At 67.9% G+C, this 21,483-nt stretch carries 17 protein-coding genes; 5 read left to right on the forward strand and 12 right to left on the reverse strand.

Going from position 1 to position 21,483, the window contains the following annotated elements; genetic code table 11:
* Positions 1–22: 22 nt before the first annotated feature.
* Entirely contained in the window at positions 23–604 is a 582-nt protein-coding gene (locus GGR90_RS07785) for a nitroreductase family protein (RefSeq protein ID WP_167920892.1), read from the reverse strand.
* A 185-nt stretch (positions 605–789) separates the two neighbouring features.
* Here GGR90_RS07785 and GGR90_RS07790 point away from each other — a divergent pair, with 185 nt between their 5' ends.
* The 4 genes from GGR90_RS07790 to GGR90_RS07805 all read left to right on the forward strand — a co-directional run bounded on the left by GGR90_RS07790 (position 790) and on the right by GGR90_RS07805 (position 6,205).
* Positions 790–2,625 (forward strand): peptide MFS transporter, encoded by a 1,836-nt coding sequence (locus GGR90_RS07790; RefSeq protein ID WP_167920893.1) that lies wholly within the window; start codon positions 790–792, stop codon positions 2,623–2,625.
* Positions 2,626–2,627: 2 nt separating this feature from the next.
* A complete protein-coding gene (locus GGR90_RS07795; RefSeq protein WP_167920894.1) occupies positions 2,628–4,034 on the forward strand; it encodes an amidohydrolase in 1,407 nt (468 codons plus the stop codon).
* Complete coding sequence (locus GGR90_RS07800) at positions 4,031–5,332, forward strand: amidohydrolase family protein (RefSeq protein WP_209023650.1); 1,302 nt, start codon at positions 4,031–4,033, stop codon at positions 5,330–5,332. Before GGR90_RS07795 ends, GGR90_RS07800 begins: the two co-directional genes overlap by 4 nt.
* Positions 5,333–5,503: 171 nt before the next feature.
* Complete coding sequence (locus GGR90_RS07805; protein ID WP_167920895.1) at positions 5,504–6,205, forward strand: NnrU family protein; 702 nt, start codon at positions 5,504–5,506, stop codon at positions 6,203–6,205.
* Between the two features lie 88 nt (positions 6,206–6,293).
* On the opposite strand, the gene GGR90_RS07810 is transcribed toward GGR90_RS07805, so the two are convergent.
* Both GGR90_RS07810 and gltX read right to left on the reverse strand, forming a co-directional pair.
* Positions 6,294–7,577 (reverse strand): citrate synthase, encoded by a 1,284-nt coding sequence (locus GGR90_RS07810; RefSeq protein WP_167920896.1) that lies wholly within the window; start codon positions 7,575–7,577, stop codon positions 6,294–6,296.
* 38 nt (positions 7,578–7,615) lie between these two features.
* The gene (gene gltX, locus GGR90_RS07815; RefSeq protein ID WP_167920897.1) at positions 7,616–9,070 is read right to left on the reverse strand and encodes a glutamate--tRNA ligase; all 1,455 of its coding nucleotides are present in this window, start codon (positions 9,068–9,070) and stop codon (positions 7,616–7,618) included.
* Positions 9,071–9,129: 59 nt separating this feature from the next.
* On the opposite strand from gltX, the gene GGR90_RS07820 reads away from it, so the two are divergent.
* Positions 9,130–11,289, forward strand: coding sequence for a ComEC/Rec2 family competence protein (locus tag GGR90_RS07820; protein ID WP_209023652.1), 2,160 nt, complete (start codon positions 9,130–9,132; stop codon positions 11,287–11,289).
* Here GGR90_RS07820 and lexA read toward each other — a convergent pair.
* The 9 genes from lexA to prsK form a co-directional block, all read right to left on the reverse strand.
* On the reverse strand, positions 11,243–11,935 hold the full coding sequence (gene lexA / locus GGR90_RS07825) for a transcriptional repressor LexA (protein WP_167920898.1): 693 nt from the start codon (positions 11,933–11,935) through the stop codon (positions 11,243–11,245). The two genes, GGR90_RS07820 and lexA, sit on opposite strands and share 47 nt — an antisense overlap.
* A gap of 75 nt (positions 11,936–12,010) precedes the next feature.
* Positions 12,011–13,201 carry a molybdopterin molybdotransferase MoeA gene (locus GGR90_RS07830; protein WP_167920899.1) on the reverse strand — a complete coding sequence of 397 codons (1,191 nt, stop codon included), beginning with the start codon at positions 13,199–13,201 and terminating at the stop codon, positions 12,011–12,013.
* Complete coding sequence (gene moaC / locus GGR90_RS07835) at positions 13,198–13,668, reverse strand: cyclic pyranopterin monophosphate synthase MoaC (RefSeq protein WP_167920900.1); 471 nt, start codon at positions 13,666–13,668, stop codon at positions 13,198–13,200. The genes GGR90_RS07830 and moaC overlap by 4 nt, the downstream gene beginning before the upstream one ends.
* Positions 13,665–14,459, reverse strand: a complete 795-nt coding sequence (trpC, locus tag GGR90_RS07840) for an indole-3-glycerol phosphate synthase TrpC (RefSeq protein WP_167920901.1) — start codon at positions 14,457–14,459, stop codon at positions 13,665–13,667. Before trpC ends, moaC begins: the two co-directional genes overlap by 4 nt.
* Positions 14,456–15,454 (reverse strand): anthranilate phosphoribosyltransferase, encoded by a 999-nt coding sequence (gene trpD, locus GGR90_RS07845; RefSeq protein ID WP_167920902.1) that lies wholly within the window; start codon positions 15,452–15,454, stop codon positions 14,456–14,458. Before trpD ends, trpC begins: the two co-directional genes overlap by 4 nt.
* Entirely contained in the window at positions 15,451–16,041 is a 591-nt protein-coding gene (locus tag GGR90_RS07850) for an anthranilate synthase component II (protein WP_167920903.1), read from the reverse strand. Before GGR90_RS07850 ends, trpD begins: the two co-directional genes overlap by 4 nt.
* A 72-nt stretch (positions 16,042–16,113) precedes the next feature.
* Positions 16,114–17,958 (reverse strand): tetratricopeptide repeat protein, encoded by a 1,845-nt coding sequence (locus tag GGR90_RS07855; RefSeq protein ID WP_167920904.1) that lies wholly within the window; start codon positions 17,956–17,958, stop codon positions 16,114–16,116.
* Positions 17,959–19,335 carry a PEP-CTERM-box response regulator transcription factor gene (prsR, locus tag GGR90_RS07860; protein ID WP_167920905.1) on the reverse strand — a complete coding sequence of 459 codons (1,377 nt, stop codon included), beginning with the start codon at positions 19,333–19,335 and terminating at the stop codon, positions 17,959–17,961. It lies immediately after the preceding gene.
* On the reverse strand, positions 19,332–21,440 hold the full coding sequence (prsK, locus tag GGR90_RS07865; protein WP_167920906.1) for an XrtA/PEP-CTERM system histidine kinase PrsK: 2,109 nt from the start codon (positions 21,438–21,440) through the stop codon (positions 19,332–19,334). Before prsK ends, prsR begins: the two co-directional genes overlap by 4 nt.
* Positions 21,441–21,483: the final 43 nt, after the last annotated feature.

The following is a 21,483-nucleotide window of genomic DNA, read 5'->3' on the forward strand; positions in this document are numbered from 1 at the left end:
AAATTCAGTCCGGAATGTGAAACTAAATTTCCCAAGCGCGAACGACGTCGTCATAATCGGGGCGGGGGCGCTCGTCGAGATCGCGCGAGGCGGTGCCGAAGAAGAAATAGCCGACGATCTTGTCGCCTTCGCCGGCACCGAACGCCGCCGCGACTTCGGCGCTATAGGCCGCCCAGCCGGTGAGCCAGCTGCCGACGAAGCCATGCGCATGCGCGGCGTGGAGCAGGTTCATGCCGACCGCGCCGGCCGACATCTGTTGCTCCCACACCGGTATCTTGGCGCCGGGAACGGGCGTGGAAATCAGCACGAGCAGCGTCGAGGCCTGATGCGCGAACTGGTCGAGCGCCGAGAGGTCCATGCCCGCCGCGCCGGGGTTTTCGGCGACCCACGCCTGCTTGAGCAGCGCCGCGAAGGCGTCGCGCCGGTCATCCGCGATCGTGACGATGCGCCAGGGGGCGAGCTTGCCATGGTCGGGGGTGCGCAGCGCGAGCGCGATGATGTCGCGCAAGGTCGCGGCGTCGGGGCCGGGCGCGACCATGTCGCGCGCCTTTCCCGAACGGCGGGTCGCGAGGTGGGCGAGGAGCGAGGAGCTGTCGTTGAACATGGTGCGCCATGTGGGCTTTTCCGCGCCATCGCGCAAGTGTTGCGAACGATTCGCAACAGATTTCGGCCCGGACGAAGCGGTTTCAGGCGCAATTAGATTCTTCCCATACGCAATTTTCGCGCTAGGTTGCCCCATTCGCGCGGCGGGAGGCCGCGCCCACGATAATGGATAAAAGGGACGCGTTGATGAAAGATATGGGCCTTTGGGACGAAGGCGACTGGATCGCGGTGATCGCGGTCGTGGTCCTGGGCATTTTCTTGAGCATTGGCGCATTGATCGCCGGCAGCAAGAAGCCCGAGTTCGCCGGCCACCCCAAGGGCCTCTACATGCTCTTCTTTGCCGAAATGTGGGAGCGCTTCTCCTATTACGGTATGCGCGCGATCCTGATTTTCTACCTGACGCAACATTGGCTGTTCTCGGACAGCAAGTCGAACCTCGTTTACGGCGCCTACACCAGCCTCGTCTATATCACGCCGGTCCTCGGCGGCTATCTCGCCGACCGCTATCTCGGCCAGCGCAAGGCGGTGCTGTTCGGCGGCCTGTTGCTCGCCATCGGGCACAGTTTGATGGCGGTCGAGGGCGTCGGCGGTCAGGATGATCCCACGATCAACGTCTTCTGGGCGGCGCTCGCCTTCATCATCGTCGGCTCGGGCTTCCTCAAGGCGAATATTTCGGTGATGGTGGGGCAATTGTACCGGCTCACCGACGTCCGCCGCGACAGCGCCTATACGATCTTCTATATGGGCATCAACGTCGGCGCCGCGCTCGGCACGATCCTCGTCGGCTATCTCGGCCAGCGGATCGGCTGGGGTTATGGCTTCGGTCTCGCGGGCATCGGCATGCTCGCCGGCCTCGTCGTCTTCGTCCTTGGCAAAAGCGCGCTCAAGGGTGCGGGCGAGGCGCCCGCACCGCTCTCGCGGCCGCGCGAATGGACGCTCTATGCCGTTGGCGTCGGCGCGGTCGCGGTTATCTGGCTGCTCGTTCAATATCAGGACGTCATCCAGAATCTGCTGCTCGTCTCGGGCATCCTGCTGCTTGGCTATGTCGTGCTCGCCGCGACCTTTCAATTGCCCTATGGGTCGATCGGCGCGGGGCCGCGCGGCCGCGTCAATATGGCGGTCGCGGGGCTCGTCCTGATGCTGTTCCTGCCGCTGGCGCTGATTCTGAACCTCGGCATCGCGAGTGGTCCGGTCGCCTTAGGACTCGCACCCGCCGCATGGGTGGCGCTTGCCGGTTTTGTCCTGCTGCTCGCCGTGATGGCGATGGAGAAGATGGGCCGCGAGGATCATGCCCGCGACCGGATGTTCGCCATCCTCTTCCTGATCGCGCTCAATCCGTTGTTCTGGGGGCTGTTCGAACAGGCGGGCGGGTCGATGAACCTGTTCACCGACCGCTATGTCGATCGCGGGGCGGTTCCCGCGTCAATCTTCCAGTCGATCAACCCGATCTACATCATCCTCTTCGCGCCCTTCTTCGCCGCGCTGTGGCAATGGCTCGGCAAGCGCGGCATGGAACCTTCGGCGCCCGCCAAATTCGGGCTGGCGCTGGCACAGATGGGGCTGGCCAATCTTGTGCTCGTGTGGGGCGCACAGACATTCGGCGTTGAGGTGATGACCCCCGTCCTCTTTGTCTTCCTATATTATCTTCTCGCCACGACCGGCGAGCTGTGCCTCAGCCCGGTGGGCCTGTCGGCGATGAACCGGCTGGCGCCGTCGTTCCTCGCCTCGCTCATCATGGGCGCGTGGTTCTATATGACCGCGGTCGGCAACTTCGTGGCCGGCAAGATCGGCGAAGCGACCGGCGGCCATGGCGGGGAGATGAGTAAGGCCAAGTTGCTGGAAATTTATGAGATGTTCGGCTGGATCGCGATCGGCGCGGCGGTGGCGGTGCTGCTGGTCAGCCCGATCGTCAAGCGCTGGATGCACCTCGATACGCTCCGCGACCGCGATGACGGTCTGGCCGGGGTCGGCGAGGCCGAACCGCAGGCGGGTGGTGTTCATCCCGAACCCAAAGGGGCGTAATAATGATCAGAGGTGTGAAGGGCGGCCTGCTGGCTGCGGTGTCGCTGGCGCTCGTCGGTTGCGCGGCGACGGGCGGGGGCGAGACGGCCTCGGCGAGCGACAAGCCCGCCGAAAAGCCGGCGAAGTTCAACAAGGATCCCTATCCGTCGACTTATAAGCCCTATCCCGGACAGGTGACGGCGGTGCGGAACGTCACGATTTTCGACGGCGAGGGCGGGCGGATCGACAATGGCACCGTGCTGCTCGCGAACGGCAAGGTCGAGGCCGTCGGCGGCCCCGATACGCCGATCCCGGCCGACATCGCGGTCTATGACGGCACCGGAAAATATCTGACGCCCGGCATCATCGACATTCACAGTCACCTCGGCGATTACCCCTCGCCCAGCGTCGAAGCGCATTCGGACGGCAATGAGGCGACGGCGCCGACGACGCCCGAAGTGTGGTCCGAACATAGCGTGTGGCCGCAGGATCCGGGGTTCAGCCGCGCGCTGGCGAACGGCGGCGTGACCAGCCTGCAGATCCTGCCGGGCAGCGCGAACCTGATGGGCGGGCGTTCGGTCACGCTCAAAAATGTGCCGTCGCGGACGGTGCAGGGGATGAAATTCCCCGGGGCGCCCTATGGCCTGAAAATGGCGTGCGGCGAAAATCCGAAGCGCGTTTACGGGAACAAGGGCAGGGCGCCGTCGACCCGCATGGGCAATTTCGCGGTGAACCGCGCGACCTGGGCGAAAGCGGCGGCCTATAAGAAGAAGCTGGACGACGGCAAGGCGGTCGATCGCGATCTCGCGATGGAAACGCTTGCGGGCGTGCTGGCGGGCGAGATCCTCGTCCACAATCATTGCTACCGCGCCGACGAGATGGCGCTCGTCATCGATATGTCGAAAGAGTTCGGCTATAAGGTGTCGACCTTCCACCACGCGGTCGAGGCGTACAAGATCGCCGACATCCTTGCGAAAGAAGGCATTTGTTCGGCAATGTGGGCCGATTGGTGGGGCTTCAAGATGGAAGCCTATGACAGCGTCAACGAGAATATCCCGCTCGTTTACAAGGCCGGTGCGTGCACGATCGTCCATTCGGACGATGCGAACCAGATCCAGCGGCTGAACCAGGAAGCGGCCAAGGCGCGCGCCGCGGGGCGCCGCATCGGCATCGACGTCAGCGACGAGATGGCATGGACCTGGCTGTCGTATAACCCGGCGAAAGCGCTGGGCATCGCCGACCGGACCGGCAGCCTGAAGCCGGGCAAGATGGCCGATGTCGTGCTGTGGAACGGCAACCCGTTCAGCGCCTATACGCGCCCCGAAAAGGTGTGGATCGACGGCGCGTTGATGTTCGATGCGAACGATCCGAAGCGGCGGCCGGTGAGCGATTTCGAACTCGGCCAGCCGGGCGAAGGAGATGTGAAATGATGCGCGCGCTCCTTCTTTCCGCGGCGGCCCTGATCGCGCTTCCGGTGGCGGCGCAAGACGTCGCGATCGTCAATGCCAAGCTTGTCATCGGTGACGGCAGCGCGCCGATCGAGGGCGGCACCGTCGTCGTGCGCGGCGGCAAGGTCGTCGCGGCGGGTGCGGGGGTCGCGGTGCCGGCGGGCATCGAGCGCGTCGATGCGGAGGGCAAATATGTGACCCCCGGCATCGTCGCGGCGTTCAGCCGCGTCGGGTTGACCGAAGTCGATGCGGTGAGCGGCACCAACGACCGATCGGCGCCGCGCACGCGCTTTTCGGCGGGGCTCGACATCGCGCCCGCATTGAACCCGATGGGATCGCCGGTCGCGGTCAACCGCGCGTCGGGCGTGACGCGCGCGATCGTCGCGCCGGGGGGCAGCAGCAATTTGTTCGCGGGGCAGGGCGCGGTGATCGACCTGGCCGACGACATGGACATGGTGACCAAGCCGCGCGCGCTGCAATATGTGGCGTTCGGCGAGGATGGCGCGTCGAAGGCGGGGGGCAGCCGCGCGGCGACCTTCCTCCTCTTCCGCGAGCAATTGCTCGCGGCGCGCAGCTATGCCCGCAACCCGGCGGTGCTCGCCGAATGGGGCAATGACGCGATGATCCAGCGCGCCGACGCCGACGCGCTCGTCCGCGTGATCGACGGCACAACGCCGCTGTTCATACGCGTCGACCGCGCGGTCGACATCGTCAATGTGCTCAAGCTGAAGGGCGAGTTTCCCGCCATGAAGCTGGTGCTTGTCGGCGCGACCGAAGGCTGGATCGTCGCGCGCGAGATCGCGGCGGCGAAGGTGCCGGTGCTCGTCTCGCCGCTCACCGACCTGCCGTCGAGCTTCGAGCAACTCGGCGCGACGCAGTCGAACGCGGGGCGGCTCAAGGCCGCGGGCGTCGACGTGTCGGTCGGGGTATTCGACGACGATGACGCGCACAAGATGGGCTATGCGACGCAATATGCGGGCAACCTCGTCGGGCTGACGCGGGTGCCCGGCGCGAGCGGGCTGAGCTGGGATCAGGCCTTCGCCTCGATCAGCAGCGTGCCCGCGCGCGCGGTCGGCATGGAGGGCAGCATCGGTTCGCTACGCCCGGGCCGCGCCGGCGATGTCGTGATCTGGGACAATGATCCGCTCGAACTCGGCAGCCGTCCGACGATGGTGTGGATCGACGGCAAGGCGCAGTCGCTGACGACGCGGCAGGACCGTTTGCGTCAGCGCTACGAAATTCCGCAGGAAGGGGCGCTGCCCAACGCATACGACTGGTAGTTTCCGCTCGGTCATCCCGGCCTGCGCCGGGATGACCGAGTAGGGGAAGCGGACAGGTCATCTCGACCATGTTGACACTGTTAGCTTTGTCGCGGATGGTGGCGTCGAAATGGCTTCGAGTCGGCGCTGCCTGGAGCGGTCGATCAGGCCATGTTCGGTGAGGAGCTGTCCATGCAACCGATGTCGCTTTTGATCGTCACCTGCGCCCTGTTCGTCGCCTCGCACCTCGTCCTGTCGCATCCGTTCCGCGACGGCCTCGCGGGACGGCTGGGCGAGCGGGGGTTCCAGATCGTCTATTCGGTCGTCGCGATCGCGACGCTGATCATGGTGGTGCAGGCGTGGCGCGGGATGCCGCCCGAACCGCCGCTGTGGACGGTCGGTGACGGACTGTGGAGTCTCGCGTCGCTGATCGTTCTGTTCGCGAGCATCTTGTTCATGGGATCATTGATCGGCAATCCGGCGCTGCCCGCGCCGCACGCCGCGCGGGATGCGGCCGCCGCGCCGCGCGGGGTGTTCGCGATCACGCGGCACCCGATGATGTGGGGTTTCGCGCTGTGGGCGATCGCGCATATCATGGTGATGCCGACGCCGGGCCAGATCATCCTGTCGGTAACGATCGTATTTCTCGCGCTCGTCGGGTCGGCGGGGCAGGATGCGAAAAAGGCGCGATTGATGGGCGAAAGCTGGCGCGGCTGGGCGGCGCGGACGAGCTTCGTTCCTTATGCGCGGCAACTCGCGGGCGGGGCGCCGTGGCGCGACACGCTGCCGCGCGGGCATGCGCTGTTCGGCGGGATCGTGCTCTGGCTTGCCGCGAGTTGGGCGCATGGGGCGCTGGGCTATATGGTCGCGGGGATCTGGCGCTGGGTCGGGTAGGCGACGCGTTGTTTGGGGGCGCTTCCGGCATTGAGCCAAAAAAAGGGGCCGCAGCGCGACCCCTTTCTGTTTCTGGCGAAGGATTGCCTCAGCGCTTGTCGACGGGCACGAACGGGCGATGCGTCGGGCCGGTGTAGAGCTGGCGCGGGCGGCCGATCTTCTGCGCGGGGTCCGAGATCATTTCGTTCCACTGCGCGACCCAGCCGACTGTGCGGGCGAGGGCGAAGAGCGCGGTGAACATCGTCGTCGGGAAGCCGATCGCCGACAGGATGACGCCCGAATAGAAATCGACGTTCGGGAACAGCTTCTTTTCGATGAAATAGGGATCGTTGAGCGCCATTTCCTCAAGCTGCAACGCGACCTCGAACACGGGGTCGTTGACCTTGAGCGCGTCGAACACCTCGCGCACCGTCTTTTGCATCACGGTCGCGCGCGGGTCGTAGTTTTTATAGACGCGGTGGCCGAAGCCCATCAGGCGGAACGGATCGTCCTTGTCCTTCGCGCGCGCGATATATTCGGGAATGCGCTCGGGGCGGCCGATTTCGCGCAGCATGTTGAGCGCGGCTTCGTTCGCGCCGCCGTGCGCCGGACCCCAGAGGCAGGCGATGCCCGCCGCGATGCACGCGAAGGGATTGGCGCCCGACGACCCCGCGAGGCGGACGGTCGAGGTCGACGCATTCTGTTCGTGGTCGGCGTGGAGGATGAAGATGCGGTCGAGCGCGCGCTCGACGACGGGGTTGACCTCATAGGGCTCGGCGGGAACGCCGAAGGTCATGCGCAGGAAATTGCCCGTGTAGCTCAGCGAATTGTCGGGATAGATGAAGGGCTGGCCGACCGAATATTTATACGCCATCGCCGCGATCGTCGGCATTTTCGCGATCAGCCGATGGCTGGCGATCATCCGCTGGCGCGGATCGTGAATTTCGGTCGAATCGGGGTAGAAGGCACTGAGCGCGCCGACGACGCCGCACATCACCGCCATCGGGTGCGCGTCGCGGCGGAACCCGCGATAGAAGGTCGCGAGCTGTTCGTGCAGCATCGTGTGGCGCGTGATCGTGTTTTCGAACGTCGCCAGCTCGCCGGCGTTCGGCAGTTCGCCGTTGAGCAGCAGATGGCAGACTTCCATGAAGCTCGAATGTTCGGCGAGGTCGCCGATCGCATAGCCGCGGTGGAGGAGGACGCCTTCGTCGCCGTCGATATAGGTCAGCTGCGATTCGCAGCTCGCGGTCGAGGTGAAACCGGGATCATAGGTGAACGCGCCGGTCTGGGCGTAGAATTTGCGGATATCGACGACGTCGGGGCCGACGGTGCCCGACAGGACAGGGCTGTCGACGGTCTTGTCGCCCAGCGTGATTTTCGCGGTGTCGGTCATATTTTGTTCCCTGTTCTGACGGCGGGGAGAGAGAGTGGCTATGCCCCTGCCGGAAAATGTTGCGCTGCGTCAAGTCGGGCGAGACTGACATCGCGTCCGAGCAAGAGCAGCACGTCGAAAATTCCCGGGGAAACTGTTCGGCCGGTTAGCGCCGCGCGCAAGGGCTGTGCCAGTTTGCCGAGCCCCAGTTCGGCGGCTTCGGCCTCTGCGCGCACGGCGGCATCCAGCTCTTCTGTCGTCCAGTCGTTCAGCCCGCGCAGCCGCGCGGTGACGGCGGCCAGCAGGCCTTCGGGCGAGGTTCTTAGCACCTCGGCCGCCTTTTCGTCCATCGGCAACGGATCGCCCTGGAACAGGAAGGTCGCACCATCGGCGATTTCGTCGAGCGTCTTCGCGCGCGGCTTGAGCGCGTCCATCGCGCGCGTCAGCAGGTCGCGGTCGGCGCCATCGAGGGCGCGACCGACGAGCTTTTCGACGCGCGGAGCGACGAGATCCGCGAGACGCGCATCATCGGCTTCGCGCAGATAATGGCCGTTGAGATTCTCGAGCTTCTTGAAGTCGAAACGCGACGGCGAGCGGCCGACATGACCCAAGTCGAACCACTCTGTCGCCTGCGCGCGGCTGATGATTTCGTCGTCGCCATGCCCCCAGCCGAGGCGGAGGAGATAATTGTTCACCGCTTCGGGCAGATAGCCCATTTCGTCGCGATAGGCGTCGACGCCGAGCGCGCCGTGGCGTTTCGACAGCTTCGCGCCGTCGGCGCCGTGGATCAGCGGGACGTGGGCATAGACGGGTTCGCGCCAATTCATCGCGCGAAGCAGTGCGAGCTGGCGGAAGGCGTTGTTGAGATGGTCGTCGCCGCGAATGACGTGCGTCACGCCCATGTCGTTGTCGTCGACGACGACGCTGAGCATATAGGTCGGGGTGCCGTCGCTGCGCAGCAGGATGAAATCGTCGAGCTCGGCATTCTGGACGGTGACTTCGCCCTGGACCTTGTCGGCGATCGTGACGGCGCCGTTCTGCGGTGCGCTCAGGCGGATGACGTGCGGGGCCGCGGGGTCGCCGTCGTCGCGGTCGCGCCATGGGCTGCGGACGCGGAAGGGCTGGCGCTTTTCCTGCGCTTCGGCGCGCATCGCGGCAAGCTCGTTCTGTGAGAGGTAGCAGCGATAGGCCTCGCCCTTGGCGAGCAGTTCGTGCGCGACCTCGGCGTGGCGCGGGGCGCGCGCGAACTGGAATATCGTCTCGCCGTCCCAATCGAGATCGAGCCACTGCATGCCGTCGAGAATCGCGTCGATCGCGGCGTCGGTCGAGCGTGCGCGGTCGGTATCCTCGATCCGCAGCAGAAATTTGCCGCCATGGTGGCGCGCGAACAGCCAGTTGAAGAGCGCGGTGCGAGCGCCGCCGATATGCAGATAGCCGGTCGGCGAAGGGGCGAAGCGGGTCACGACGTCGGCCCCCGTTGCTTCAGCCGCGTTGGTTTGGTTTTCGGTTGCCACCAAGGCCTCTTTCACTCACTTTGCCGCCCGGTTGAGCGGGGATCGGGGGTGCCCCTAGCATGGCGACAGGGCAGCTTCAAACGCCCATTGCGCGGCGGACGGTTCGTACCTGGAAAGGCGCCGCCGACGCGATCGAGGCGCGGCTGGAGGCCGAGCGCGAGCGGATCGGCCTGTGGCTGCCCGTCGCGCTGGGGGCGGGCATCGGCGCCTGGTTCGCGCTGCCCGCGACGCTGCACTGGATCGGCCTGCTGCTGTTGTTGGCGAGCGGGGTGCTGGGCGGATTGCTGATCGGTTGGGACCGCCGGCTGGGGCGGGTGATGACGGTCGGGTGCGGCGCGGTCGCCATCGGCCTCTTGCTCGTTTGGGCCCGCGCGCTCGGGGTCGCCGCGCCGGTGCTCGCCGCGCCGGTGACGACCGAATTCGCCGCGGTCGTCGAGCGCGTCGAGCCGCTGCCCGCAAAGGGGAAGATTCGCATCCTCGCAGCTCCGCAGCGCCGCAGCGACCTGCCGCCACGCGTGCGCCTGACGCTGCGCGGTGAGCAGGCGGCCGACCTGGTCGAGGGCGAGGCGATCGGCGTCCGCGCCCGGCTGATGCCGCCGCCGACCGCGAGCCTGCCCGGCGGCTATGATTTCGCGCAGCGCGCCTGGTTCGACGGGATCGGCGCGGTCGGGACGGTGCTGGGCAAGGTTTCGCGCGCGTCGGACCGCGGCGCGGCGACGCCGTCGGTGCGCGTGCGGCTGAGCGCGCATATCCATGATCAGGTCGATGGATCGGCGGGCGGCATCGCGGCCGCGCTGGTGACCGGCGACCGCGGCGCGATCAGCGAGGCCGACGAGGAAGCGATGCGCCGCAGCGGTCTAGCGCATCTGCTGTCGATCAGCGGGCTGCATGTCACGGCCGTCGTCGGCTTCGCGATGCTGCTGACGATGCGCCTGCTCGCGCTGAGCCCGCGGCTGGCGCTCGCCGGCTATGTCCTGCCGCTCGCCGCGGCGGCGGGGGCGCTCGCGGGCGGGGGGTACACGTTACTTGCGGGGGCGGAAGTCCCGACGCTGCGATCGTTCATCGCGGCGCTGCTCGTGCTCGTCGCCTTTCTGATGGGGCGCGAGGCGCTGACCCTGCGGCTGGTCGCGGCGGGGGCGCTGATCGTGTTGATCTGGCGGCCCGAATCGCTCGCGGGGCCGAGTTTCCAGCTGAGTTTCGCCGCGGTCACGGCGATTATCGCGCTGCACGAGAGCCGCCCGATGCGGCTTTTCCTCGCGCGTCGCGACGAGCCGTGGCTGTTCCAGCTGGGGCGCGGGATTGCCGGATTGCTGATCACCGGACTGGTGGTCGAGGTCGCGTTGGCGCCGATCGCGCTGTTCCATTTCCACAAGGCGGGGCTTTACGGCGCGCTCGCCAATGTCGTCGCGATCCCGCTGACGACCTTCGTCATCATGCCGTTCGAGGCGCTCGCGCTGCTGTTCGATAGCGTCGGACTCGGCGCCCCCTTCTGGTGGGTCGCCGAACAGGCGCTGCGGGTGCTGATCGCGCTGGCGCATGGCGTTGCCGCTGCGCCCGGCGCGGTCGCGACGATGCCGAGCTTTCCGCCGTGGGGCTTTGCCCTCGCGGTGTTCGGAGGATTGTGGCTGCTGCTGTGGCAGACGCGCTGGCGCCGCGCCGGGGCGGTGCCGCTGATGATCGGGATGGCGGCGCTGCTCGCCGCGCCGCGCCCCGACCTGCTCGTCACCGGCGACGGACGGCATATCGCCGCCGCGCTGCCCGATGGTAGTTACGCGCTGCTCCGCGACCGGGCGGGCGATTATGTTCGCGATACGGTCGCCGAGGCCGCGGGCGTCGATGCGCCGCTTTTGGCATTAGCCGAACTCGACCATGTCGAGTGCAATCGCGATTTCTGCCGCTGGGCGCAGGGGAGGGGCGCGTCGCGGCGCGTCATCCTCGCGTCACATGGGCGCGACCGGATCGAGGGCGCCGACATGGCCGCCGCCTGCGCCGCCGCCGATGTCGTGATCAGCGACCGCTGGCTGCCGCGCGAATGTACGGCGCGCTGGATGACGATCGATCGCGACAGCCTGGTCGAAACCGGCGGACTGGCGCTCTATTTGGGTGAAGCGCCGAAAGCCGTCGCCGCGCTTCGCGCCGGCGACGAGCATCCGTGGCGGCTGCCGCAGCAGCTTAGTGGTAACGACGAAGCAATCCCGACAGCCGCCCTTGCACGATGACGCGCTCGGCGGGGTAGCGCTGCGGTTCATAGGCGCTGTTGGCGGGATCGAGCCGGATCATCTGGCCTTCGCGGCGGAAATATTTGAGGGTGGCGTCCTGTCCGTCGACGAGCGCCACGACGATGTCGCCTTCGCGCGCGGTGCTCGCCTTCTGGATCAGCGCATAGTCGCCGTCGAAGATTCCGGCCTCGACCATCGAATCGCCCGACACTTCGAGCGCATAATGTTCGCCCGAGCCGAGCAGCGCGGCGGGGACCGCGAGATTGTTGTGATCCTCGAACGCCTCGATCGGCACGCCCGCGGCGATCTTGCCGTGCAGCGGCACCTCGACGATGTCGTTCGCCGCGATCGGGCGCAACGCCGGAGCAGGCTTGCGCAGCGGCACGACATTTTCGCGCCCCGGTTCGCGTGCCCCCGCTGCGGGCTTCGCCGCTTCGGGAACTTTGAGCACTTCGAGCGCGCGCGCGCGGTTGGGAAGGCGGCGGAGAAAACCTCTTTCCTCCAAGGCGCTTATCAGCCGGTGGATGCCCGATTTCGACTTGAGGCCGAGCGCCTCCTTCATCTCCTCGAACGAGGGCGAAATGCCGCTCGCGTCGAGGCGCTGCTGGATGAAGTGGAGCAGTTCATGCTGCTTCGCGGTCAACATCGATTATTCTCCATGATGACCCGTCGGTGCCGGGCCGGACATAGAGAGAACGATAGTGGAACAAATCGGAACTTGTCAAGCGATGACGATATAGTCCGCCATGTCGCCGCCCGCGCGCGCGGGCGCGCCGATGTCGCGGATCAGCAGCGCATTGGCCGAGGCGAGCGGGAGGGTGCGGCCGCTTTCCTGTCCGATCATCGGCGTCAGGCGGCCGTTTTCGAGTCGCGCGCGGAGGTAATCGCGGCGCGTTCCGCCTTCGCCGAGCGGCGCGGCGAGCGGTGCCTGATGCACGGGCGGCAGGGGGGCGCCCGCGCCGGCAAGATGGCGGACGAGCGGCAGCAGGAACAAGGTCGCGGTGACGAAGGCCGACGATGGATTGCCGGGAAGGCCGAGGAGGATCGCGTCGCCGAGCGTTCCGGCGATCAGCGGCTTGCCGGGCTTCATCGCGATCTTCCAGAAATCGAGCCTCCCGCCGGCGTCGCCGAGCGCGCCGCGGACATGGTCGTGATCGCCGACCGACGCGCCGCCGACGGTGACGATGACGTCGTGGCGTCGCGCCAACTCCTTGAGTGCGCTCGCGAGTTTGGCGCGATCGTCGGGAAGATGGTGGGGCTGGACGGCGGGGGCGACCTCTCCGGCGAGCATCGCGGCGAGCATGACGCCGTTGCTTTCGGGGATCTGGCCGGGGGCGAGCGGGCGCCCGGGCTGGACGAGTTCGTCGCCGGTCGTGACGATCGCGACGCGCGGACGGCGGCCGACGGCAAGCTGCCCCGCGCCGCTCATCGCCGCCGCGGCGATTGCGCCGGGCGTCAGGCGCGTGCCCGCGGCGAGCAGGCAATCGCCGGCGGCGAAATCGGCGGCGCGGGCCCGGATATGGCGTCCGCGCGCACCGGGGCCGTCGGTCGTTAGCGTCAGGGCGTCGCCCGCGCGCGCGACATCTTCCTGGACGATCACCGTGTCGGTGCCGGAAGGGAGCAGGGCGCCGGTGAAGATGCGCGTCGCTTCGCCGGGCCCCACGATGCGGTCGGACGCGGCGCCTGCGGCACTTTCGCCGATGATGGTCCACGGACCCGGCAGATCGTCGAAGCGGATCGCATAGCCATCCATCGCGGAAATCGGCGCGGCGGGCTGGTCGCGCAGCGCGATGACATCGTCCGAAAGATGGCGGCCAAGCGATTCGGAAAAGGCGATATTTTCGCTGGCGAGCGGTTCGTGGAGCGCGAAGAGCCGGGCTTGCGCTTCTTCGACGGCGAGCAGGGCGCTCATTCGGCGCGCCAGTCGCCCGAGCGGCCGCCGCTCTTTTCGAGGAGGCGGATGTCGCCGAGGACCATTGCGCGGTCGAGCGCCTTCGCCATGTCATAGAGGGTGAGAAGCGCGACCGAAGCGGCGGTGAGCGCCTCCATCTCGACCCCCGTCTGGCCCGTCGTCTGCGCGATAGCCGTGACCGCGATGCCACCCTCTTCCCACGTAAAATCGATGCCCACCTTGGTCAGCGCGAGCGGATGGCAGAGCGGGATGAGGTCGGCGGTGCGCTTCGCGGCCATGATGCCGGCGATGCGTGCGGTCGAGAGGACGTCGCCCTTGGGCGCGTTGCCGCTGCGGATCGCTTCGAGCGCTTCGGGCGACATGGTGATGCGGCCGCCGGCGACTGCGCGGCGCTGCGTCGCGGGCTTGGCGCCGACATCGACCATCGACGCTGCCCCGCTTTCGTCGAGGTGCGTCGGCCGGGTCATGCCGCGGCTCCTTCGAGCAGCGCCCTTGTCGCCGCCGTGACGTCATCCTGACGCATCAGGCTTTCGCCGACGAGGAAGGTTTTGACGCCGCTTTCCGCCAGCCTTGCGCAGTCGGCGTGGCTCGCGATGCCGCTTTCGCCGACGAGCAAGGTGCCCGGCGGGACCAGCTTCGCGAGGCGTTCGGTGACGGCGAGGTCGGTTTCGAAGGTGCGGAGGTCGCGGTTGTTGACGCCGATCAGGCGCGATTTAAGCCGCGTGAGCGCGCGGTCGAGTTCGGCTTCGTCGTGCACCTCGACGAGGACGTCCATGCCGCGTTCGAGCGCGGCCGCCTCGATCTCGCGCATCGCGCTGTCGTCGAGCGCGGCGACGATGATCAGGATCGCGTCGGCGCCGATCGCGCGCGCTTCGGCGACCTGCCACGGATCGACCATGAAATCCTTGCGGAGAGCGGGAAGCGCGCAGGCGGCGCGCGCGGCGACGAGATAATCCTCATGCCCCTGAAAATAGGGCGCATCGGTGAGGACCGACAGGCAGGCGGCGCCGCCCGCGGCATAGGCGCGGGCGTGATCGGCGGGGTTGAAATCCTGCCTTATCAATCCCTTGGACGGCGAAGCTTTCTTGATTTCGGCGATCAGGGCAAAGCCGCCGGCGTCGATTTTCGCCTTTAGCGCGGCGGCGAAGCCGCGCACCGGGCTGGCGTCGATCGCATCGAGGTCCGAAAAGGAGCGCGCCGCGCGGCGCTCGGCGACTTCTTCGGCCTTGGTCGCAAGTATCTGGGTTAGCTTGTTCATTTATAGGCGATCCAGCAGTTGAGCAGCGCGTTGGCGAGGCCCTTGTCGATCGCTTCGGCGGCTTCCTCGACGCCTTCGAGCAAGGTGTCGGCGGCGCCGGCGACGACGAGCGCCTCGGCGGCGTTGTAGAGCACCGCGTCGCGGTAGGCGCCGGGCTCGCCCTGTAGCAGGCCGCGAAGCGCCTTGGCGTTATATTCGGCGTCGCCGCCGCGAATCTCTTCGAGCGAGCGCGTCGGGAGCCCGGCGTCGGCGGCAATGCTGCGCTGCATCCGCACGCCCTCGGAGGTGACCACCGCGACCTCGTTGCCCCCCGCGAGCGAGAGTTCGTCGAGCCCCTCGTCGCCCGAGATCACGCGCGAATGCTCGGTGCCGAGCCGGTGCAGTGCTTCGGCATAGACGGGGACATAGGCGGGGCGCGCGATGCCGACGAGCTGGCGCGTGACGCGCGCGGGGTTGGCGAGCGGGCCCATCAGGTTGAAGATCGTCCGCCGCCCGATTGCCCGGCGGATCGGCATGATGCGCTTCATCGCGGGATGACGCGTGCCCGCGAAGAGGAAGCAGATGCCGAGGTCGGCGAGCTGTTCCTCGGCCTGCCGGTCGGCGCGCTCCATGTCGAGGCCGAGCGCCTCGAGCGTATCGGCCGCGCCGGATTTGGAAGAAGCGGCGCGATTTCCGTGCTTTGCAACCGGAACCTCGCACGCCGCGACGACGATCGACACCGCGGTCGAGACGTTCAATGTATGATGGCCGTCGCCGCCGGTGCCGCAGACGTCGATCGCGCCGGCGGGGGCGTCGATGGGGATCAGCCGGTCGCGCATCGCCTGTGCCGCGGCGGCGATTTCGACCATCGTTTCGCCGCGATCGGCGAGGGCGATCAGGAATTCACTGACCTGTTCGTCGCTCGCGCCACCGTCGAGCATCGTCGCGAAGGCGTCGGCGGCCTCGTCATGATCGAGCAGCGCCGAGGGGTCGGGGAACGGGCCGAAGCGGCTCATGCCGCCTTGCGCTCGCCGGCGGGCAGCCCCGCGATCCTCAGGAAATTGGCGAGCATCGCGTGACCATGCTCGGTCGCGATGCTTTCGGGGTGGAACTGGACGCCGTGGATCGGCAACTCGGCGTGGCGGAAACCCATCACCGCGCCGTCGTCGCTCGTCGCGTTGATGACGAGCCCCTCGGGAATGTCGACGACCTCGAGGCTGTGGTAGCGCGTTGCCTGAAAGGGCGAGGGCAGGCCGGCGAAGAGCCCGCTGCCGTCATGGCAGACGGGCGAGGTCTTGCCGTGCATCAGATGGCCACGCTGGACGATGCCGCCGAAATGCTGGCCGATCGCCTGATGGCCGAGGCAGACGCCGAGCAGCGGGCGCCGCGCGTCGGCGCAGGCGGCGACGAGGTCGAGGCTGATTCCCGCCTCGTTGGGCGTGCAGGGGCCGGGCGAGATCAGGATCGCGTCGGCGCCGGAGCCAAGGGCCTGCGCCGCGGTGAGGGCGTCGTTGCGTTCGACGCGCACGTCCGCGCCTAGCTCGATCAGATAGTGAACGAGGTTGAAGGTGAAGCTGTCATAATTGTCGATGACGAGGATCATGGGCGCGCACTAACCGCTTTGCGGGGGTTGGGGAAGCTCTACGATCTTTCCTGCGCCCAATTCCCGCTTCGTCTATCGCCCGATCTGCGCCGCCTTCTCGCGCAAATCCGCCGCGGCCTGCTTTCGTCCGCGCTTGTCCAGCAGCGTGGCGTAAAACTCCATGATTCCCGCATTGAGCGGCTGCAACCGATAGGCGCGGTCGATCAGTAGCAGCGCGCGCGCATCGTCGCCTTTCGCCGCCCACGCGCGCGCCAGTTCGCGCAGGACCACCACGTCGCGGTCGCCGATCCGCCGCCGCACGCGCCCGAAATGCCCGATCGCCTGATCCCAATGCTCCAGATCCATCGCAAGATGCCCGGCAAGCCGGTCGGCGGCGATGCTCGACGGCTGGCTATCGCGCAGCGCCAGGATCGCGGCGCCCGACCCGGCGGCGTCGCCCGCGCGGTATAGCGCGTTGCCGAGGCGCAGCGTCGTGCGCTCGCCCGCGTCGATCGCACGCGCGGCGCGATAGGCCTCGACCGCGAGGCCGAACCGCCCGCCCGCCAGCGCCGCATCGCCGAGCAGGATATGCGCATCGGCGACGCCGCGGTTCGCATCACGCAACCGCACCGCGCGCCCGATCGCGCGCGCGCTATTGCCGCTCGCAAGGTCGGCGGCGATCGCCGGAATGACCTTGGCCGGATCGAGCGGCGCGGCATCGGCCGCCATTGCGATCAGCCCATAATCGTCGTCGACCGCGAAGGGCACGGCTTCGCCCGGGCTCAGCGCCGCCGCGCGGCCGAGATAATCCGCCGATTCCATGCTCCGCCCCAGCTCGGCCGCCGCGCGCGCCGCGAGGATCAGCGACCAGCTATCGGCATCGGGGCGGCGGACGAGCGGTAGCAGCGCCTCGCGCGCCGCCCCGGCGTCGCCGTCGGCCCATTCGGCGGCGGCGAGGATGCGGCGCGCGTTGAAATTATGCGGCTGCTCAGCGAGCAGGCGGTCGGCCCACGTCGCCGCGACCGCCTCGCCGCCCAGTTCGAGTTCGACGACCGCGCTCAGCAGCATGAAGGACGGCTGCGCGTCGAGTTCGCCGCGCGTGCGCTGGAGCAGGCTGCGCGCGAGACGGAAATTCCCGGCGCGCGCCGCGAGCACCGCTTGCAAATAATAGAGTCGCGGATCGCGCGGCACGATCGTGGCCGCATGGCGCAGCGCCGTCAGCATGTCGCGATAGCGGCCGAGGTCGCCAAGCGTCGCCGCCTGATCGATCAGCGCGTCCGCATTGTCGGGATCGGCGGCGAGCGCATCGGCATACCAGCCGAGCGACGCTTCGAGCCCCTCCGCACCGCGCACCAAATTTGCCTTGAACGCCAGCGCCGCGCTATTCGTCTTGTCGAGTTCGATCGCATAGTCGACCGCGTCGCGCGCGCCGAGCGTATCGGCGCCGGCGTCGCGAAAGCGCGCGACATCGACCCACAAGGTCGAGCTACGCGGCAGTTCGTGCACCGCCCGGTCATAGGCTTCGCGCGCGGCGGCGAGGTCGCCGTTCGCCAGATGGACATCGCCCGCGACCCACGCCGCTTCGCCCATCATCTCGGGAATGACCGGCCCGACCTCCAGCGCCTCGAGCGCGCGCGCGTCTTCGCCCTGCATCGCATAGGCGCGCGCGAGCAAGGGCCGCAGCGCCGCATCGTTGGCGCCAGCGCCGATCGCGCCCTTTACCGCCGCCTCGGCGCCGACCCCGTCGCCAAGCCGGATCGCGACGCGCGCGAGCGCGACGCGCCGTGCGATGTCGCCCGGATTGTCGGCGATCGCCGCCTGCAGCGCCGCACGCCGCTGCTCATCGGCCTTGCGCGGCGCGTCCGGTCCGCCGCCGCACGCGGCGAGCAGCAGCGTCGCCACCAGCGGCGCGCCGGTCCAGACGCGGCGAAAGGTCATTCAGCCCTGCATCCGATATTGCTTGAGCAGGTCGTAGAGAGTCGGGCGGCTGATCCCGAGCAATTTCGCCGCGAGCGAAATATTGCCCTCGCTCTGCGTCATCGCGCGGCGGATCGCGACGCGGTCGGCCGCCTCGCGCGCGCTGCGCAGATTGAGCCACGCCTCGTCGATCTCTTCGCCGCCGCCCGCCATATCGAGGTCCTCGCGCATCACCAGCTTGCCGTCGGCCATGATAACGGCGCGCTTGATGCGGTTTTCAAGCTCGCGGACATTGCCGGGCCAGCGCGCCTCGTCGATCGCCTGCAACGCGTCGGGCGCGAAGCCGCGCACCCCGGGATTCATCTCGGGCGCATATTGGTGGAGGAAGTGCCGCGCGAGCAGCACCGCATCGCCCGGCCGCTCGGCGAGCGACGGGATTTTCACCACCATCTCGGCGAGCCGGTAATAAAGATCGTCGCGAAAGCTCTGCGCGGCGATCATCGCGTCGAGGTCGCGGTGCGTCGCGCAGACGATCCGCGTATCGACCGCGATCGCCTTGCGCCCGCCGATCCGCTCGATCGTGCGCTCCTGCAAAAAGCGCAGCAGCTTGACCTGCAAGGGCAGCGGAATGTCGCCGACCTCGTCGAGGAAAAGCGTGCCGCCATGCGCGAGCTCGATCTTGCCCTCGGTCGTCTTGACCGCACCGGTGAACGCGCCCTTCTCATGCCCGAACAGCTCGCTTTCGAGCAAATTTTCGGGGATCGCGGCGCAGTTGATCGCGACGAACGCGCCATCGCGCCGCGCGCTAGCCTCGTGCAGTCCGCGCGCGAGCAATTCCTTGCCGGTGCCGCTCGCGCCGAGCAGCATGACAGAGACGTCGAGGTTCGCGACGCGCTCGATCGTGCGGGCGACCTTCTGCATTTCCGGCGCGCCGGTTATCATCCCGCCGAGCACGCGATTGTCGCCCGCGCCCTGGTTTGCCAGCCGCGCATTCTCAACCTCGAGTTCGCGAACGTGAAACGCGCGGCGCACGATCAGCCCCAGCTCGTCGATGTCGATCGGCTTCTGATAGAAATCCCACGCGCCGCTCGCGATCGCGGTCAGCGCGCTGGCGCGCTCGCCATGCCCGGACACGACGATCACCTTGGTGTCGGGCTTGGCCTCGAGGATCGCCTTGAGCGTCCGGAACCCCTCGCGCGTGCCATCGGGATCGGGCGGCAGGCCAAGGTCGAGCGTGACGACATCGGGCTCCTCGGCGCGTAAGAGCTCGATCGCGGAGTCATGGTCGCCCGCGACGAGCACGCGATAATCCTCATACGCCCATTTGAGCTGCGCTTGCAGCCCCGCGTCGTCCTCGACCACCAGCAATGTGCGCAATCCGGTCCCGCCCTCGTTCATGTCATTCCCACTTTCGTCACCCGCGCATCGCCGCCGACCGCGCCGCGCGCATCGGCGAGCGGGAGCCAGAGGGTGAAATTGCTGCCCTTGCCCGGCTCGCTCGCGACTTCGATCGCGCCGCCCATCGCCTGCGCGATTTGCAGCGCCTCGAACGCGCCGAGCCCGAAACCCAATTCCTTCGTCGATACGAACGGCTTGAACAGCTCGTCGCGGATGAACGCGCGCGTCATGCCGCAACCCTGATCGATCACGGCGATGCGCACGCGCCCCTGCTCGGCGACCGCGACGACCTGCACCGGTGTGTCGGGCGCCGACGCGTCGATCGCATTGGCCACCAGATGCTGGACGATCTGGCGGACCGCGCCCGCCTCGGCCCATGCCGACAGGCCCGCCTGGCAACCGACGAACAGCGCGCGGCGCGGCCGCATTTCCGCCGCGACCTCGTTCAGCACCGGCTCGACCAGCGTGCGGCCGGGCTCGGCGGCGGGCCCACGCTCGCGCGGCGACAGCCGGACGAGCAGGTCGCTGAGCCGCCCCGCCGAAATCTTCAGCGTCTGCGTCATGTCGGCGCGGAACTCGGGCTTGTCGGCGTGGCGCTCGGCATTGCGCGCGAGCAGCGACAGCTGGCTCGCCAGATTCTTGATGTCGTGCATGATGAAGGCGAAGCGGCGGTTGAACTCGTCGAACCGCCGCGCCTCGGACAAGGCCTGCTGGCTCTGCGATTCGGCCAGATAGCTTGCCGCCTGCTGCCCCGCGATGCGCAGCACGTCGAGATCCTCCCAGTCGAGCGCGCGCGACACCGCCGGGCGGTGCAGCACCGCGATCGCGATCATCCGCTGGAAATGGAGAACGGGCACCACCACCCAGGCGCGCGCGTCGGCGATCAGCCACTCGGGGATCGCCAGATCCTCGCGGCTTTGCCCGCGGCGCTCGGCGTCGAGGTCGACGATATGCCGTGTTTCCTGGAGCATGAAGGCCGATCGCAGCGACAGGCCCGCCTCTTCGTCCACGCCGCCCGGCCAGTGCCATTGCTCGGCGACGCGAAAGCCGCCCGACGCGGCGGGCAGCATCAGCAAGGCGCCCGGGCTGCCCGTCAATTGGGCGAGCGCCTTGGCGACGCGCCGATGGAGGTTGCGGTCGTCGTCGCCATCTCCCTGCGCCAGCGTCGCGGTGAAGCGCATCCATTCGGCACGATAGTCGTAACGATGCTCGAAAAAATGCTTGGAGATCATCACCGAGAGCCACGCGCGCGCCCGCGAAGAGGCGAGCATGAGGCCCCCGGCACCGAGCGCGACCGCCAGCGAAATCGCCTGCGCCAGCTCGGCATAATCGCTCCCGACCGCGCGCGCGACCGCACCCGTCAGCGCGATCAGGATCAGATAGACTGCGGCGCCGAGCAGGATCAGCGACCGCGTCGCCGCCGTGCGCGACAGCCGCATTCGCTCGCGGCCGATGTCCATCGCCGCGACGACATGGATCGGCACGGTCAGCAGCGCGACCGCGGGAACCAGCGCGATCAGCGTCGACGCCTTCTCGCCCGTCAGCGCGCCGATCAGCTGGACGTTGAGTTCATAGGCCCAGAGCATCGCGAAACCGCCCGCGACCGCCAGCACCGGCATCCGCAGTCCGCCGCTCGCCCGGCGGACGGCGCCGTCGATGATCAGCAGCCCGCCGATCGCGACGATCATCGCGGTAAAGGTCAGCGTCGGCTTCATCCACGACGCGGCCGCCGCGCCGGCACCTAAATGCGCCGCCGCGCCGAGCAGGAAGGCGAGCAGGCAGATCGTCGCGAGCATGCGCAGGATCAGGCGGAGCGGGCGCGGCATCGGCGCGCGCGGCGACCAGAAGGTCGCGCCGAGCCAGCCGAGCATCGCGCCATCGCGGATCATCTGCACGACCAGCGCCTCCGACGTTCCGGGCGAAAAGACCGTCAGCGCCGCGCACCACAGCGCGGTCGCCGCCGCCGCCGTCACCTGCCAGCGCGGCGCGGGCATCAGCGCCGCCATGCGCGCGCGCGGCCGCATCAGCAGCCACAAAGTGACGCCCGAAAAGCCCGCCAGCGCGAGGGTCGACAGGATCTGGGACAGGCCGGCGAGCGCGCTCACCCTAGGGTCCGTACCCAATTAGGGCGCCGTCGAGGCGTCCAAA

It is taken from the genome of Sphingopyxis italica (genome assembly GCF_011926545.1).
GTDB lineage: Bacteria > Pseudomonadota > Alphaproteobacteria > Sphingomonadales > Sphingomonadaceae > Sphingopyxis > Sphingopyxis italica.